The organism is Candidatus Megaera venefica (assembly GCF_034554655.1).
GTDB lineage: Bacteria > Pseudomonadota > Alphaproteobacteria > Rickettsiales > Rickettsiaceae > Megaera_A > Megaera_A venefica.
Genome location: NZ_JARJFB010000018.1, coordinates 1 through 15,895 on the forward strand (window position 1 = coordinate 1; position 15,895 = coordinate 15,895).

Sequence of the window (15,895 nt, forward strand, 5' to 3'; positions counted from 1 at the left end):
AGCTCAAAAAATGAATGTGCGGTGATTTATTTTTGAAATTCTTGAAATTATATCAAAAATTTAGAGTTTTGACGGAGAGACAAACTAACCTGAACTTGATTCAGGATCTCAGGCAGAAGAAAGAAGATCCTGAATCAAGTTCAGGATGACTCCATTTTACAAAGGAGAAAAACTATGTTACCTAAAACCTACCATCTCTATATACCCCATTAGCTCAGATTAACTATGACTTTTTTATTTCTGGAGAAGAGTAAGTGTGTGGTATCTATAAGCTTTCAGATATCCATTCAGATACTTTCGGGTCATATTTCAGAATCCTAGGCTTACTTTCTATACTATCAAAAGTAATATCTTGCATCAACGCTTCATGCGCAGAGATAAAGCCTCTGTCAGCTCCGAAGGCAGGAAAATAGGGCTGAAAATTCATATATTCCAAATTTACATATTTCTGTTTTATTGCTTTGTTTGTAGCTCCTGTAAGATCTGCTAGTGAATTGATTTTTGTTCCATTAATAGATTTTATCTGAATTCTATAGATAGATTTATAATCCTGAACAAACATCTCTGGAATGCTGCTAAAACTGCTTCCTGTTTGTACATTTGCAAGTGCAACACTACCTATTGGAATGCCAGATTTGGCTGCTACGAAATCGTCAGCTTCAAAAAATAGCCCACCTGCAAAGTCTAGCATTTTTGAGATTTTATTTGTTTCAAGATCATAGAGTTTAACTTCTTGCTCAAGTTTTTTACCATTTCTAATGATAGTAAGTTTAACTTTATCAGAAGTTGAATTACTCAGTGCAAGGTCAAGAAGACATAAATCTGCTCCTATTTGTTTGCCCTCTACTTGCCATAGAATATCACCAGGTAAAATTTTACCTTCCGCTGTTCCGCCAGGTAAAACTTTTCTGACAATTATTGCTCTGTTACGCGCGTCAGGTAAGTCCTTTATGTAATTACTCATTTCTTCTTTTGAGAAATTACGATGCTTCACAGCTTTATCTAGAGAGTAGAGTTCGGTAATAACGCCAATATGTTTTCTGCTCGGATGTATTTTATCTGCCTGTAGTTCCTTTAGTACATGAGTAACATATTCTCCTTTAAGTGCTAGAGAATGAGTTTTTCCTCCGCCATAGAGCACTCCAATTGCTTTATTCTCAATATTAAGTATAGGCGACCCGCTAGCACCACCTGTTGAGTTCATATTAATTACATATGATCCTTGCGGCATCTCTCCGTTTATCTCATATAAGTCAGATAAATAGCCATTATGAAATGAAAATCCCTGCCCTTCAGTGTTTCCAACTATAAAGACATCGGATCCGAGTTTTGGAATTTCGTTGGTAAATTCAACTATCTCAAACTCTGTGGGAAATGCTTTTGGATCTATTTGCATAATAGCAAAATCTGCATACTGATCATAATAAACTACTTTTGCTTCAGCTTGCTGACCGTTATGGAAGGTAATAAAATATGTTCCAACTGAAACTCTACCTACAACATGGCTATTAGTTACTAAAAAACCTTTCTGGCCATCAACAATGAATCCAGTTCCAGACCAGCTCCCAGTATTCATGTATGCTGAAACTGGTATCCTGCTATTAATTGTTACAATGGCTTTTCTGATTTTTTCAATTTCTTTTATTTTTGTGCCGTCAGCATAAACTTTTGTCGTTAAAACAAATAATGTTATCGCAAAAACTTTTAAAAATTTTAACATATTTATTACCTATTGCTCTTGTAAAAAAATTATCCTGCACTATATCAAAGGCTATGGACTAGAAAAGAGAATTATCGCTTCTATGTCAAGTATTTATTTTAGACGAGGAATATTAATATGGGAAAAGTTATAGGTATTGATCTTGGTACTACCAATTCATGCGTAGCAATTATGGATGGAAAGGAACCAAAGGTACTAGCAAATATTGAAGGCGAGAGAACAACTCCTTCGATGGTAGCATTTACAGATAGTGGAGAAAGGCTAGTTGGTCAACCAGCTAAAAGACAATCAGTGACCAATCCTGATAAGACTTTGTTTGCAATCAAGAGATTGATCGGACGTAGTTACGATGATCCTACGGTCAAAAAAGATAAAGAAATGGTCGCTTTTAAGATCGTCAAATCTGATAACGGTGATGCGTGGGTAGAAGTAGATAAAAAACAGTATTCTCCAAGCCAGATAAGCGCTTACATACTACAAAAGATGAAAGAAACAGCAGAGAACTATTTAGGGGAAACAGTAACCCAAGCAATAATCACTGTTCCCGCTTACTTTAATGATGCACAAAGACAAGCTACTAAAGATGCTGGTAAAATAGCCGGTCTTGAAGTTTTAAGGATTATCAATGAACCAACTGCGGCAGCTTTAGCTTATGGGCTAGATAAAACAGAGAACAAAACAATAGTTGTTTATGATCTTGGTGGTGGTACATTTGACGTATCGGTGCTTGAAATTGGGGACGGTGTTTTTGAAGTAAAAGCCACCAACGGTGACACATTTCTGGGTGGTGAAGATTTCGACATGACCATCTTGAATTACTTGATTGATGAATTCAAAAAAGAGACTTCTGTTGATTTAAAAAAAGATCCACTTGCTTTGCAGCGCCTAAAAGAAGCGGCTGAAAAGGCTAAGAAAGAGCTTTCAAGTACTCAGCAGACAGATATCAATTTACCGTATATTACGGCAGATGCGTCTGGTCCAAAACATATGAATATTAAACTTAGCAGATCTAAGCTTGAGTCTCTTGTGATGGATCTTATTGATCGTACTATGGAACCTTGCAAAAAAGCTCTAAAGGATGCTGGTTTAAAACCAAGCGAAATAGATGAAGTGATTTTGGTCGGTGGTATGACCAGAATGCCAAAAGTGGTTGAGAAAGTTAAAGAATTTTTTGGTCGTGAGCCACATAAAGGAGTAAATCCTGATGAGGTTGTTGCTCTTGGAGCGGCTATCCAAGGTGGTGTGCTACAAGGTGATGTAAAGGATGTGCTATTACTTGATGTGACTCCACTATCTTTAGGTATTGAGACTTTAGGTGGTGTATTTACACGTTTGATTGATCGTAACACAACAATTCCAACAAAGAAAAGTCAGGTTTTTTCTACAGCTGATGACAATCAGCATGCTGTGACTATTAGAGTATTCCAAGGTGAAAGAGAAATAGCAGCTCATAATAAATTACTTGGACAGTTTAATCTAGAAGGAATTCCTCCGTCACCAAGAGGTATGCCTCAGATCGAAGTTACCTTCGATATTGACGTTAATGGGATTGTGCATGTGTCAGCAAAAGATAAGGCTAGTGGCAAAGAGCAGAAGGTTACCATTCAAGCATCTGGTGGTTTAAAAGATGATGAAATTGAGCAGATGATCAAGGATGCTGAAAAAAATGCATCAGAGGATAAGAAGCGTAAAGAATTTATTGAAGTAAAAAATAAAGCAGATACGCTTATATATTCTACTGAAAAAAGTCTTAAGGATTTCGCAGATAAAATTGCAGCGAATGATAAACAGCTAATTGAAGATGCCATTGCCTCTCTCAAAAAAGCAATGGAATCAGAAGATGATCTTGAATCAATTAATCAGAAAACAGAAGAGTTAGCTGCTGCAAGTATGAAAATTGGCGAAGTAATGTATGGTAATAAAGAAGGTGAATCAGCCACTCAAGGTGGTGAATCACCTTCACAAAATGCTGATGATGGTAAAGTTGTAGAAGGTGAATTTAAGGACGTTAGTGATACTAAACCTAACAATTAATTGATCTAAATTTTAGTGAACCGGCTGTACTTGCTTACACTTGTAAACTTCGCAGCCGTGCTTGGCTACCTAGCTTGAGATCCTGAATTTGATTCAGGATCTCAGGCAACAGAAGAAGATTCTGAATCAAATTCAGGATGACTTAGTAGTAGGTTTTTTTTATGTAATCAATTCTGCCTAAGTTTATTATCACCTAATGTAAGTAGGAAATTAAGACATGACAAAGAGAGATTATTATGAGGTGCTTGAGGTTCCACGTTCTGCAGACGGTGCTGAAATAAAAAAAGCGTATCTTAAGCTAGCTAAGAAATATCATCCTGATACAAATGCTGGAGCCCCATCGGCTGAAATAAAATTCAAAGAAATAAGTGAAGCTTATGAGGTTTTAAAAGACGAGCAAAAAAGAGCTGCCTATGACAGGATGGGACACAGCGCCTTTGAACAAGGTGGAGGTGGTGGATTTCATTCTCGCGGATCTAGTAATAATCCTGATATAAATGACATATTTGGCGATTTTTTTAGTGATTTCATGGGAGGTAATAGAGGGGGGGCACCTAGACAAAGGGCAAGCCAATCAAGAGGTTCGGATTTAAAATATAATCTGACAATTACCCTAGAAGAAGCTTTTACTGGAGTAGATAAGAAAATAAATTTTAATGCCGAATCAAAGTGCTCTTCTTGTGATGGAAAAGGTACTAATGAACCAAATGCTAATAGTACATGCCCGCAATGTAGCGGAACTGGGGCTATTCGTATGCAACAAGGATTCTTTGCTATAGAACAGACATGTAACAAATGTAATGGTCAGGGGCAGGTCATTAAAAATCCTTGTACAACATGCCATGGTTCTGGTCGTTGTTCTAAGCATAAAAATTTAATTGTTAATATACCACATGGCGTTGAAAATGGCGTGAGGATTCGTATTGCTGGAGAAGGAGAAGCTGGTTTCAGAGGTGGTTCAGTTGGAGATTTGTATGTTTTTATTACAGTGAGTTCTCATGATATTTACCAAGTTGAAGGAAGTAACTTGCATTTTAGATTGCCGTTAAACTTTACTAAGGCTGCACTTGGGGGAGAAGTTGATATTCCAACTATTGATGGTTCAACTATTACGTTGAAAATACCAGCCGGTACTCAGACAGGTGATAAATTGAGATTGAAAGGTAAGGGAATGTCTAGAGTTCGATCATCAGAGCGAGGTGATTTCTATGCACATGCCTTTGTTCAAACTCCAAAAAATCTCACTAAGAAGCAAAAAGAACTCTTAGAAGAACTTGATAAGGAATTTGGCGAAACAAAAGAAAATTATAGTAGTGATGGTTTTTTTTCCAAAATGAAAAATATATGGTCTTAATAGAAGTTTAGGATAATTATGATCGTAGACTAAGTCTTAATATAGGCAAAAGTCATCTTGAATTTAGTTCAGGGGGGCTTTTCTTTCTGCCTAAGCGCAATCCTAGGAACTGGTTGATATAACGTTTTTACCAAAACAACACTGTTGATCAATCATTTATACTTAATTTAATAATAAAATATAACCGAAATCTTTCTTGCAATATTGTATTAGACGCTGTATAAAAACAGGACTTAGAAGCGATCACTAGTTTCCTAAGGCCCCTTCGTCTAGCGGTTAGGACGACACCCTTTCACGGTGTAAACACGGGTTCGATTCCCGTAGGGGTCACCATATCCAGGCCTAATATCAAACTCAGGTTAGTCTACCGAAGCGATTTACTAGCAGAACCAAATTTATTCCTAGATTTAACGAATAAAATTGGTTATCATATTTTTCGAAACAGTCCTTAAATTAACTTATTTTTTACAGCATTATGGGAATTAGTCTTGTTCAGTTGATAATTATTCTACTAATTATTCTACTGTTATTTGGTGCAGGAAAATTACCGCAAGTTATGTCTGAACTTGGTAAGGGTCTCAAAGCATTTAAATCTTCTTTGAAAGACGAAGATAAAAAAGACTAATACGAGCTGTACCTAAAGTAGTTTTTCGTATATATAATATTGAATAAAAAAATAACCTATCTGGTCCTAAAATTATGAATTTTACTAAATCACTTTTTTCTGTAATCATAGTATCTCTAGCTCTTGCTTCATGTAAATCCAAACTGAAAGATAACGAAGATATCACTCCAGCTCAAGAGCTATACAGTAAAGGTATTAAGGAGTTAGAAAGCGGTGAGTATAAAAAGGCTTCTGCGGAATTCGAAAAGGTGTTTTTCCAACATCCTGGTAATAGTATAACACCTCAAGCTGAGCTTATGCAGGCATATTCTTTATATCTTGCTGGTGAATATGAGGAGTCAGCTGATATCTTAGATATATTTGTCAAGCTTCACCCTAGGCATGAGGATATTGCATATGCTTACTATCTGAAAGCGCTTGCAAACTATATCCAAATCTCAGATGTAAGATTGGATCAGTCGAAAACTAAATACGCTAGTGAAGGACTTGAAGAAGTTATTATGAGATTCCCTGAGTCTAAATATGCGATGGATGCTGCATTAAAATTAGACCTAGTAAATGATCATTTAGCTGGAAAGGAAATGTTTGTTGGGCGTTATTATCTAGGTAAAAGAAATCCAGTAGCTGCAATAAAAAGGTTTCAAATAGTGGTTGAAAGCTATGACACTACTTCTCATGCTCCTGAAGCCTTATATAGGCTTGTCGAAAGTAACTTAATGCTTGGGCTTGTAGACGAAGCAAAAAAATATGCCACGGTACTTTCCCATAACTACCCAGATAATCAGTGGCGCAAATATAGTGATAATTTGTTGAAATAGAGAAATGCTGCAAAGCCTTCATATTAAAGATTTTCTCCTAATTGAGAAGTTAGAATTAGATTTTAATGAAGGTTTTTGTGTGATCACTGGTGAGACTGGTGCAGGTAAGTCAATCCTTCTTGATTCTATTCTTTTCTGCTTAGGTGAAAGATTTCCAGGCAATCCAGTTAGACCGTCTGCAGAATCATGTTCTGTTACTCTCATTTTTAGTGCTAGCGAAATATTAGATAATTATCTCAAAGAGATAGGTGTTGATAGTGATGATTCCCTAATTGTAAAATGTACTCAAAACATTGTGGGGCGTAAAAAGTTTTTTATAAATGATCAAATTGTCACAGCTAAGCTTGTACAAAACCTATTCAGCTATTTACTTGAACTTCATGGCCAGCATAATCACACTACACTTCTAAGCATAGCGTCACATTCATTTATTTTAGACGAATTTGGTAAACTTGGCGTTCTTAAAAATGAGGTTGCAAATGGTTATTTCAATTGGCAAGAAACTGAAAAGAAAATCAAAGAAATTGCTACTCAGAAGGAACAGGTTGATAAGGATATAGATTACCTAAAACACGTTTGTGCTGAACTTGAATTGGCCGAGGTAAAGAAAGGTGAGGAGCAAGAACTGGCTGATATAAAAAGAAAGCTTCAATCTAGTGAAAAAGAGAAAGAGCTTATTCAATCTGTATTAAGTGAAATCCAAGAAAGCTCAATTGAACGAATTATTGCAAAAGCACAAAGATCCATTTCCAATTCTACAAACACTGAATTTCTCGAGAAAGTTAGCTCTAACTTAGAATCAGCTTACGATAAAATTGAAGATTCTAAGACAATTCTACAGCAGATATTGCGTGATATGGACCTGGCAGAATTTTCCATGGAAGAAATTGAGGAAAGGTTATACGAGATTAGAACTCTGGCAAGGAAGCACTCAGCTGATGCAAATGATTTGGTTAGTTTTCTTGAAAAATCTCAAACACAATTGTTAGACTTAGAAAATAAAGTCCAGGTAAATTCTGAAATAGAGAAGCAGCTTGAGGCGAGCAAAGCAAATTACTTTGCTTTAGCTGAAAGGCTATCTGAGCAAAGAAAGGAAACGGTCGCAGAGCTTGAGAAGAAAGTTATGAAGGAGTTATCAACTCTTGAAATGAAAAAAGCTATTTTTGTTGTTGAAATAGAGTCAAGCCATGGTTTTGCTTCGTCCAATGGGATTGATAAGGTAAGGTTTATTGCTTCAACAAATCCAGGAATGAGTTTGGCCCCTATTGATAAAATTGCATCTGGAGGAGAGCTATCGCGTTTTATGTTAGCTCTGAGGGTGGCCTTATTTGATAAGGCTCCAAAACAAACTATTATTTTTGATGAAATAGATGTCGGAATCAGTGGATCTGTTGCAGACTCAATGGGCTCGCGTTTAAAAGCTTTAAGTAGTGTAGTACAAATCATTGTTATAACTCACCAGCCGCAAGTGGCTGGAAAAGCTGATCAGCATATTTTAGTTGAAAAAACACAACATGATATTCATACTGTAGTTGAAATCAAAATACTTGAGAATGAAGCAAGACCATATGAGCTTGCTAGGATGATTTCAGGTAAAGAAATAACTAAAACGGGTTTAAAAGCGGCAAAAGAGTTAATAATTAGCAAGTCCTAGAAATTAATCTAAGAGAAAAAAATCATGATGAATAAAATAACTAAATTAGTAGTATTTTTATTTCTAGCTATTCCATTAAGCAGCTTGGCTGGTGAAGATAAAATAGAAGGTACAATACTTAATGTTTCTGCTACTGAATTTATTGAAGTTCCAGAAGATTTACTAGTTGCAAATTTACATTATGAGTTCGATGGCATAACAGCAAAAGAAGTACAGAATCAGATTAATGCCACAATGACTAAGGCGCTAGAAAAAGCTAAGATGCTAAAAGATGTCAAAGTTTCAACACAGCAATATTCTGTATACAAATATGAATATGTGGTTAATAAGAATGATGAAAGGAAAACAAAATGGAAAGGAAGTCAGGGAGTTATTATATCGGGAAAGACCATAGACAATATTTTAAAACTTGTTGGTGAATTACAAGAAATAGGTTTGGCAGTTGATGGTCTAAGTTACACAATTTCTAATGATACAAGAGAAGAAATAAGAGATTCATTAATGGAATTAGCTGTTGAAAAACTAATGAAAAAATCAAAGCGTGTAGCGAAGGCTTTGGGTAAAGATATGATAAAGGTTGTAAGTATAAATGTTGATGCAGATACATCTAGGCCGTATCCTGTTATGCAATATGCAATGAGAATGGGTTCTGTTGCAAAAGATGAGATGAATTCTCCCGTAGCAGAACCAGGTCAGAGCCAAATTTCTATGACGGTTTCTGCAACGATTATGATAAAAGACTAGTATAGTAAATCTAAGTATTAAGAAGCTATACTGGCACTATTCAAAAAGGGTTGGTTCTAAATTTTGAGTTTGGCTTCTGCTTTTTCTTTACTTTACTTGATATTTTACTATAGAATGACACCTGTGGTATAAAAATTAATTAAAAATACAAATGCAAGATGAACATTCATGAATATCAAGCGAAACAAGTTCTAGGTAAATATGGTGTGCCTACATCTCATGGTATTGTCGCTTTAAAATCCGAAGAAATTGATGAGTTAATCAAGAATTTTGATGCAAAGGTCTATGTTGTTAAGGCTCAAATTCATGCTGGCGGTAGAGGTAAAGCTGGTGGCGTAAAAGTTGTACGTAGCAAAGAAGAAGCTAGAAGTATTGCTCATGATATGTATGGCAAAACATTAATAACACATCAGACAGGGCCGAAGGGTCAAGTTGTCAAGAGGGTATACATAGAATCTGGTTGTGATATTGCCAAGGAATATTACTTTAGTGCGGTTCTTGATAGGTCGTCTAATCGAATAACATTCATGGCTTCAACTGAAGGCGGGGTTGACATTGAAGAAGTAGCAGAAAAGACACCGGAGAAGATAATTAAAGTTTCAGTTGATCCGGTAACTGGTATTTTACCTTTCCACTGTAGAGCCTTAGCTTTTAGGCTTGGTTTTTCTGGTGATAAAGCGAAGCAAATGATGAAAATAGCTGAATCGGTTTATAATGCTTTTGTCGCTACGGATGCATCTCAAATAGAAATTAATCCGCTTGTAGAAACTACTGATGGTAATTTATTAGCTCTGGATGCAAAAATAAATTTTGATGATAATGGATTATTTCGTCATCCGGAAATTGCTTCTTTGAGAGATGAAGCAGAAGAAGATCCGCTTGAAGTAAGGGCAAGTAAAGCTGATTTAAATTACGTTAGGATGGATGGAACTATTGGCTGCATGGTTAACGGGGCTGGCTTAGCCATGGCAACTATGGATATTATTAAACTTTATGGAGCAGAGCCAGCAAATTTCTTGGACGTTGGTGGTGGAGCTGATAAAGAAAGAGTCGCTGAGGCCTTTAAAATTATTCTTTCAGACAAAGCGGTAAAGGGCATACTAGTAAACATCTTCGGTGGCATTATGAGATGCGATATTATTGCGGAAGGAATAGTAGCTGCTGCGAAAGAAGTTGGTGTTAAGGTGCCACTAGTAGTTCGTCTTGCAGGTACGAATTTTGAGCTTGGGAAGAAAATACTAGCTAATTCCGGCTTAGAAATCATTGCTGCTGATGATCTAGGGGATGCGGCACAAAAAATTGTAAAAGCTGTATAGATTTGGGAGCAATAATAATATGTCGATACTTATAAATAAAAATACAAAAGTAATTTGCCAGGGATTTACAGGCTCTCAAGGTACCTTTCACTCTGAACAAGCAATTGCTTACGGGACCAAGATGGTTGGTGGAGTTACACCAGGAAAAGGTGGACAAACGCATTTAGATTTACCTGTTTATAATACAGTTGCTGAAGCTGTCGACAGAACGGGAGCAAATGCTACTGTAATTTATGTTCCACCACCATTTGCTGCAGATTCAATCTTAGAAGCAATTGATGCTGGGCTTGAATTAGTAATTTGTATTACCGAAGGTATACCAGTAATAGACATGCTTAAGGTCAAAAGAGCTTTAATTGGTTCAAGGACTAGGTTGGTTGGACCAAACTGCCCTGGGGTAATTACTCCTGACGAATGTAAAATTGGGATCATGCCAGGTCATATTCACAAAAAAGGCAGAATTGGTATCGTTTCAAGGTCTGGTACTTTAACATATGAAGCTGTTGCTCAAACAACTGCTGTTGGTCTTGGCCAATCGACTTGTGTTGGCATAGGTGGTGATCCAGTAAATGGGACTAATTTTATTGATTGTATTGAATTATTTTTGCAGGATAAAGATACCCAGGCGATTATCATGATCGGCGAAATTGGTGGTAATGCTGAAGAAGATGCAGCAGACTTTATTAAAAAGTCTAAAATCAAGAAACCAGTTGTTGGTTTTATTGCTGGTGTAACGGCGCCTCCAGGTAAAAGAATGGGCCATGCTGGTGCGATTATTGCTGGTGGCAAAGGTTCAGCTGGAGACAAGATCGAGGCTTTAACGAGTGCTGGGGTAGTTGTTTCTAACTCTCCTGCTGAAATTGGTCGTACAATGCAAAAATTACTAGGTTGATATCTAGTTTTGTCTGCTAAGCGCTATTAAACGGGGTCAAGAAAAAAGTCCGCCCATCTCCGCAGGTATCAGGATCTTCTTCTCCCTGCAGCTTTAGATCCTGAATCAACTCCAGTATGACCATCCCTCCCCTCCCCAATTGGGTTGCTCACTATGACGTTTTTTGTAGCCAATTATATGTATTTACTGAACTATGGATAAAGAGGTATGGTTTTATACTGGGACTCGCTGTAAGCACCGTCATCCTGAATTTACTTCAGGATCTCATGAGATAGGAAGAAGATTGAAGATACATGCGAAGCCCACTGAGTTCAGCACGACGGTAGATAAGAAGATACTGGATCAAGCTCGGTATGACTATATTTCTTGCGGGACATAACTAAATCTAATATTTATCTTATCCATAATTGGGGTTAGTTACTACATAAATTTTGGTGTATTTTCTAGCCAATATTTAAATAATATTAATTAAATAAATAAACATATGCCTATTTTCAATAGTTACAGAGAATCGATTATTATTAAAGATCATGTTAAAGCGAAGCATATCATTGCAGGTGATTACTCTTATTATTCAGGATATTACCACGATAAAACATTTGAAGATTGTGTGATGTACCTTGATGAAGCAGACAATAATAAAGAATCTCATGAAATCGATCGCCTTATTATTGGTAAATTTTGTTCAATTGCAACAGGTGTAAAATTTATGATGGGTGGAACCCAAGGTCATAACTACGAATGGATTGCCACTTATTCGCTTGATTTTCTTGATGATGATTTTGATAACTATAATTTAGTGGCGCCTAAAGCACAAAAATCTAAAGGTGACACCTTACTTGGCAATGATGTTTGGATTGGCGCAGAAAGCATGATTATGCCAGGAATTCAAATTGCAGATGGGGCAGTTATAGGCGCCCGAAGCCTTGTCACTAAAAATGTTGGTGCCTACGAAATATGGGGTGGAAATCCAGCTCGTTTAATTAAAAAACGATTTACTGATAGTGATATTCAGAAACTCTTGAAGATTAAATGGTGGGATTGGAATTTAGATAAGTTAAAGAAAAATTTAGCGTTTATACGCTCTTCTGATATTGATCTCTTATGGTCAAAATATCAGGAAGATAAGTTATAAGTACTATAACTTTAATAACACTCCTTGCACCGAATCTAAAAATCCCTGAATAGCAAAGGGCGTCATACGCAAATAATGAATATGGCACCCCCCTAAGTTAAGTAAAATTTTATGAGATCTTGTTAGAGGCCAGTTTCACCCATAACAACAGTCTCATTAGCAAGCTCTTCAAGCAAAGCGTCAAAAGCTATAGAATGAATACCATGTTCAGTAATTAATGTTTCTACAGTTTGATACGTAGCAGGATCTATCTTGTTGGTATCACCCATCATAATATTTTTCATCAATGCATCGACGAGATTCTTCTTTTCCTGGGCAGGGTCTATCTCTCCCTCGACTAAAACTCCAAAATTGCTACTATCACTATTACTGGTATTAGTCTCGACTGAGATATCACTGATTTTAGGCTGAATATATTGATTAAAAATTTGTCCTACATTGACCTCTTCTTGTTTAGCATATGGAAATTCATTCATATCTAATCCGGATGCTGAGTATGGTGCAATAGTTTTTAATATATTTTGATTAATCTCAGGTGACTGCTTGCTGGCAATATTAACAAACATTGCTCTACCATATACATTTAGGTTTGTATAAAGATCCTCGGAAAATCTATTCTCGACCAATGCATCAATAGCTTGCAATGCATCATGAAACTGGTTAAATCTGTCAGTTCTATCTTGGTTAACGAACCCACTACCCCATTGCAACTCGATTTTTATTGTTTCGTCTAAAGGCTTCATTACTCCAGGTGCGCCTACATCATACTTCCTATCTTCACATTTAATCCCATATTTTTGAGCTAAGCTGACAACCGCCTGCCCCTTAGTACTTGTTGCTGTGCTTAAGCTCTTGCCATCTGCCTCAGCTAGTTTTAACAATTCATTCAAAAGATTTTTTGCCATAATATTTCCTCATAATTTAAGTTTAATTTCCTTACAACCACTGATTATAGAATTTTTTTATTTCATATGTCAATAGGAGTCCATTTGAATTAGCTAGCAATCATTAAATATCTTGAACAGGACACGTAACTTAAGCTTTACACCATAGGCACTAAGTATTTAATTAGTAGTATTGGACTGTCGCTCTCTTGTGATTTACTAATTTATAGCTTAACGGATTTAATAACCTAAGGTTTATATTAATTCACCATTTCCATTTGTTAGTATTCTTCTATTTTTTAGCGCAGACAACGTTTAAAATTTAGGTTTTTAGAGATATCAAGCTGGCTTATAATTTATTCCTTAAAATTAATATGACGATACTGTCTCGTAAGCTAGGAATAGCAAGAAAGAAGTCAACGATGGAGGAGTCTTATTATTAAAGCAATATTGTGAGATATAAATGGTGCCGCTAAAAAGAATTGAACTTTCGACCTCATCATTACCAATGATGCGCTCTACCACTGAGCTATAGCGGCAAAAAGATTGGTATTTCTAACGAAGATATGTTACAAATTAACCAAAATTATGCAGAATGATTTTAAACCGGCATTTTAAGCGCAAATTTTTGCCATATTATTAGCAGATCGTCAAGGAAAATTAGTTTAAATGTCAAAGAAAAAAGAAGGGACTACTGAAAAAGTAAAAGAAAAAGAAGATAAGTTATCAATTGCTTTGCGTAAAAATTTACAGCGTCGCAAGGTGGTAAAAGGTGCCAAAAAAAAATTAGAGATCGGGAATGAGTGAACTATTTATAGGCTATATGAGTGGTACTTCATGCGATGGGGTTGATGCTTCCTTGGTTCGTACTGATGGACAAACTAAATTCGCTGTAATTGCTAATGCTCATTTGCCATACCCTTCCGAATTCAAATTTGATCTCAAGCAACTTTGTAGTCAGTTAGCTCCATCGCTTGAGATCGAAAGAAAACTTACAGAATTTCATATTGAGATTACTGCTCAGTTACTGAAACAAACAAAATATTCCAGTAGTGATATAAAAGCACTTGGTTTTCATGGGCAAACTATTTTTCATAAACCAGAAAGCCAACTTACCTGGCAAATAGGGAACCCCCACTTACTTGCTCAAGGAGCAGGGATAGATGTGGTGCATGATTTTAGAAGAAGGGATATTAGCCTTGGTGGCCAAGGAGCTCCGTTAGTACCGATTTTTCATAAGTTATTAATGCAAAACCAAAAACTACCTGTTGCAGTCATTAATATAGGAGGAGTAGCAAATATTACTTATATTGGTAAGGAAAATGATATAATAGCTTTTGATACTGGTCCTGGTAATGCTCTTATTGATGATGCTATGAAAAAATATTTTAGCAAGGATTATGATAAAAATGGAGAGATAGCATCTCAGGGGCAAATAGATGAATCAGTCATTAATGAACTCTTAGTTGATGAATATTTCAAGCGACCTTATCCAAAATCTTTAGACAGAAACTCATTTAGATATGTAATGGATGTCCTTACTGGGCGCGATCCCAAAGATATAATAGCAACCCTTACTTATATTACTTGCGCTAGTATTGTTCGTGCTATTGAGTTATTACCAACTATTCCTGGTAGTATTTTTTTATGTGGTGGCGGAAGTAAAAATAAACAGATAGTTAAATGGGTAGAATTAGTTTTGTTAACGAAAGGATTTAAATGTAAAGTAGAAAATATTTCTACCATTGGTAACCTTGACCCTGATTATGTTGAATCCCAGGCGTTTGCTTATCTTGCGGCTAGATTTTTTAAAAATTTACCTAGCGCTTTTCCGACAACAACTGCTGCTATTCGTGAAAATATTTGTGGGTGTCTAGTGAGTAGGTGATGGCTTTAAACCTTATTTACCTTGGTATTTATGTCACGCAGTTTATCATACGTCTTCAACAAAACATTGATTGATGGTTTAAAAACAAAAATAACTAGTATATAATCAGGTCTATGTTATTCCTGCCCCAATAATGGATTAGGGTAATAGCTTTTTCAAACTGAATAAAACTTTTTTTTAAGGAGAACCTAAATATGATTAAAAAAATTGCAGTCGCATTCCTTGCTGTTGTTTTGTTATCTGGCTGTAGTGCTTCAAGAGGCAAATACGGTGATAATAACAAGCACATAGCTGAATTCGAAAAAACAATTGGCGACAGAGTATTTTTCAAACTAGATAGTTCTGATCTTACTTCTGATGCACAAAGTACATTAACACGTCAAGCAGAATGGCTGAAAGATCATAAGCTTTTCAACATGACTGTTGAAGGTCACTGTGATGAAAGAGGAACAAGAGAGTACAACATTGCTCTTGGTGAAAGAAGAGCTAACGCTGTTAAAATGTTCTTGATTGAGCATGGTGTAAGCGCAGAGCGTGTTGAAACCATTTCTTATGGTAAAGAAAGACCAGCAGTTATCGGTGATGACGAAGCTGCTTGGAGTCAGAATCGTAGAGGTGTAACAGCTATCAGATAAGTTTATAATTTATCTATAAGTTTTACAAAAAACCGGTGTAGCTTAAAGTTGCACCGGTTTTTCTAATTTTTAATGGGTACGAATATTGTGAATCATCTTATCCATAGTTTAGATTAACTAGTCTCTCCGTCAAAACTCTAAATTTTTGATATAATTTCAAGAATTTCAAAAATAAATCACCGCACATTCATTTTTT

At 36.0% G+C, this 15,895-nt stretch carries 14 protein-coding genes and 2 tRNA genes; 13 read left to right on the forward strand and 3 right to left on the reverse strand.

Annotation, left to right across the window (positions count from 1 at the left end):
- Positions 1-265 precede the first annotated feature (265 nt).
- On the reverse strand, positions 266-1,720 hold the full coding sequence (locus tag Megvenef_RS02030) for a S1C family serine protease (RefSeq protein WP_322776337.1): 1,455 nt from the start codon (positions 1,718-1,720) through the stop codon (positions 266-268).
- Between the two features lie 117 nt (positions 1,721-1,837).
- On the opposite strand from Megvenef_RS02030, the gene dnaK reads away from it, so the two are divergent.
- The 10 genes from dnaK to Megvenef_RS02080 all read left to right on the forward strand — a co-directional run bounded on the left by dnaK (position 1,838) and on the right by Megvenef_RS02080 (position 12,292).
- Positions 1,838-3,754, forward strand: coding sequence for a molecular chaperone DnaK (dnaK, locus tag Megvenef_RS02035; RefSeq protein WP_322776338.1), 1,917 nt, complete (start codon positions 1,838-1,840; stop codon positions 3,752-3,754).
- Positions 3,755-3,971: 217 nt separating this feature from the next.
- On the forward strand, positions 3,972-5,108 hold the full coding sequence (gene dnaJ / locus Megvenef_RS02040) for a molecular chaperone DnaJ (protein ID WP_322776339.1): 1,137 nt from the start codon (positions 3,972-3,974) through the stop codon (positions 5,106-5,108).
- Between the two features lie 258 nt (positions 5,109-5,366).
- A tRNA-Glu gene (locus Megvenef_RS02045) sits at positions 5,367-5,441 on the forward strand.
- A gap of 142 nt (positions 5,442-5,583) precedes the next feature.
- On the forward strand, positions 5,584-5,733 hold the full coding sequence (gene tatA / locus Megvenef_RS02050) for a twin-arginine translocase TatA/TatE family subunit (protein ID WP_322776340.1): 150 nt from the start codon (positions 5,584-5,586) through the stop codon (positions 5,731-5,733).
- A gap of 74 nt (positions 5,734-5,807) precedes the next feature.
- Positions 5,808-6,551: an outer membrane protein assembly factor BamD gene (locus Megvenef_RS02055; protein ID WP_322776341.1), complete on the forward strand. Its 744-nt coding sequence runs from the start codon at positions 5,808-5,810 to the stop codon at positions 6,549-6,551.
- A gap of 4 nt (positions 6,552-6,555) precedes the next feature.
- The gene (gene recN / locus Megvenef_RS02060) at positions 6,556-8,205 is read left to right on the forward strand and encodes a DNA repair protein RecN (protein ID WP_322776342.1); all 1,650 of its coding nucleotides are present in this window, start codon (positions 6,556-6,558) and stop codon (positions 8,203-8,205) included.
- 24 nt (positions 8,206-8,229) lie between these two features.
- Positions 8,230-8,949, forward strand: a complete 720-nt coding sequence (locus Megvenef_RS02065; RefSeq protein WP_322776343.1) for an SIMPL domain-containing protein — start codon at positions 8,230-8,232, stop codon at positions 8,947-8,949.
- Positions 8,950-9,107: 158 nt separating this feature from the next.
- A complete protein-coding gene (gene sucC / locus Megvenef_RS02070) occupies positions 9,108-10,265 on the forward strand; it encodes an ADP-forming succinate--CoA ligase subunit beta (protein WP_322776344.1) in 1,158 nt (385 codons plus the stop codon).
- A gap of 19 nt (positions 10,266-10,284) precedes the next feature.
- Positions 10,285-11,157: a succinate--CoA ligase subunit alpha gene (gene sucD, locus Megvenef_RS02075; protein ID WP_322776345.1), complete on the forward strand. Its 873-nt coding sequence runs from the start codon at positions 10,285-10,287 to the stop codon at positions 11,155-11,157.
- Positions 11,158-11,641: 484 nt separating this feature from the next.
- Positions 11,642-12,292 carry a CatB-related O-acetyltransferase gene (locus Megvenef_RS02080; protein ID WP_322776346.1) on the forward strand — a complete coding sequence of 217 codons (651 nt, stop codon included), beginning with the start codon at positions 11,642-11,644 and terminating at the stop codon, positions 12,290-12,292.
- A 122-nt stretch (positions 12,293-12,414) separates the two neighbouring features.
- Here Megvenef_RS02080 and Megvenef_RS02085 read toward each other — a convergent pair whose 3' ends face one another.
- Together Megvenef_RS02085 and Megvenef_RS02090 are read right to left on the reverse strand one after the other, a co-directional pair.
- Positions 12,415-13,197 carry a hypothetical protein gene (locus Megvenef_RS02085; protein WP_322776347.1) on the reverse strand — a complete coding sequence of 261 codons (783 nt, stop codon included), beginning with the start codon at positions 13,195-13,197 and terminating at the stop codon, positions 12,415-12,417.
- A 443-nt stretch (positions 13,198-13,640) separates the two neighbouring features.
- A tRNA-Thr gene (locus tag Megvenef_RS02090) sits at positions 13,641-13,715 on the reverse strand.
- Between the two features lie 130 nt (positions 13,716-13,845).
- Between Megvenef_RS02090 and Megvenef_RS02095 the strand changes: the two genes are divergently transcribed.
- The 3 genes from Megvenef_RS02095 (at position 13,846) to pal (ending at position 15,699) form a co-directional block, all read left to right on the forward strand.
- On the forward strand, positions 13,846-13,983 hold the full coding sequence (locus Megvenef_RS02095; protein WP_322776348.1) for a hypothetical protein: 138 nt from the start codon (positions 13,846-13,848) through the stop codon (positions 13,981-13,983).
- On the forward strand, positions 13,976-15,064 hold the full coding sequence (locus tag Megvenef_RS02100) for an anhydro-N-acetylmuramic acid kinase (RefSeq protein WP_322776349.1): 1,089 nt from the start codon (positions 13,976-13,978) through the stop codon (positions 15,062-15,064). The genes Megvenef_RS02095 and Megvenef_RS02100 overlap by 8 nt, the downstream gene beginning before the upstream one ends.
- A gap of 194 nt (positions 15,065-15,258) precedes the next feature.
- Positions 15,259-15,699, forward strand: coding sequence for a peptidoglycan-associated lipoprotein Pal (gene pal, locus Megvenef_RS02105; protein ID WP_322776350.1), 441 nt, complete (start codon positions 15,259-15,261; stop codon positions 15,697-15,699).
- Positions 15,700-15,895: the final 196 nt, after the last annotated feature.

Excerpts from the sequence above, each read along its gene's own strand:
- Megvenef_RS02080 (WP_322776346.1), top strand. The coding sequence starts at position 11,642 with ATGCCTATTTTCAATAGTTACAGAGAATCGATTATTATTAAAGATCAT.
- Megvenef_RS02085 (WP_322776347.1), bottom strand. The coding sequence starts at position 13,197 with ATGGCAAAAAATCTTTTGAATGAATTGTTAAAACTAGCTGAGGCAGAT.
- Megvenef_RS02095 (WP_322776348.1), top strand. The coding sequence starts at position 13,846 with ATGTCAAAGAAAAAAGAAGGGACTACTGAAAAAGTAAAAGAAAAAGAA.
- dnaJ (WP_322776339.1), top strand. The coding sequence starts at position 3,972 with ATGACAAAGAGAGATTATTATGAGGTGCTTGAGGTTCCACGTTCTGCA.
- Megvenef_RS02030 (WP_322776337.1), bottom strand. The coding sequence starts at position 1,720 with ATGTTAAAATTTTTAAAAGTTTTTGCGATAACATTATTTGTTTTAACG.
- dnaK (WP_322776338.1), top strand. The coding sequence starts at position 1,838 with ATGGGAAAAGTTATAGGTATTGATCTTGGTACTACCAATTCATGCGTA.
- Megvenef_RS02055 (WP_322776341.1), top strand. The coding sequence starts at position 5,808 with ATGAATTTTACTAAATCACTTTTTTCTGTAATCATAGTATCTCTAGCT.
- sucC (WP_322776344.1), top strand. The coding sequence starts at position 9,108 with ATGAACATTCATGAATATCAAGCGAAACAAGTTCTAGGTAAATATGGT.
- Megvenef_RS02100 (WP_322776349.1), top strand. The coding sequence starts at position 13,976 with ATGAGTGAACTATTTATAGGCTATATGAGTGGTACTTCATGCGATGGG.
- tatA (WP_322776340.1), top strand. The coding sequence starts at position 5,584 with ATGGGAATTAGTCTTGTTCAGTTGATAATTATTCTACTAATTATTCTA.
- sucD (WP_322776345.1), top strand. The coding sequence starts at position 10,285 with ATGTCGATACTTATAAATAAAAATACAAAAGTAATTTGCCAGGGATTT.
- recN (WP_322776342.1), top strand. The coding sequence starts at position 6,556 with ATGCTGCAAAGCCTTCATATTAAAGATTTTCTCCTAATTGAGAAGTTA.
- pal (WP_322776350.1), top strand. The coding sequence starts at position 15,259 with ATGATTAAAAAAATTGCAGTCGCATTCCTTGCTGTTGTTTTGTTATCT.
- Megvenef_RS02065 (WP_322776343.1), top strand. The coding sequence starts at position 8,230 with ATGATGAATAAAATAACTAAATTAGTAGTATTTTTATTTCTAGCTATT.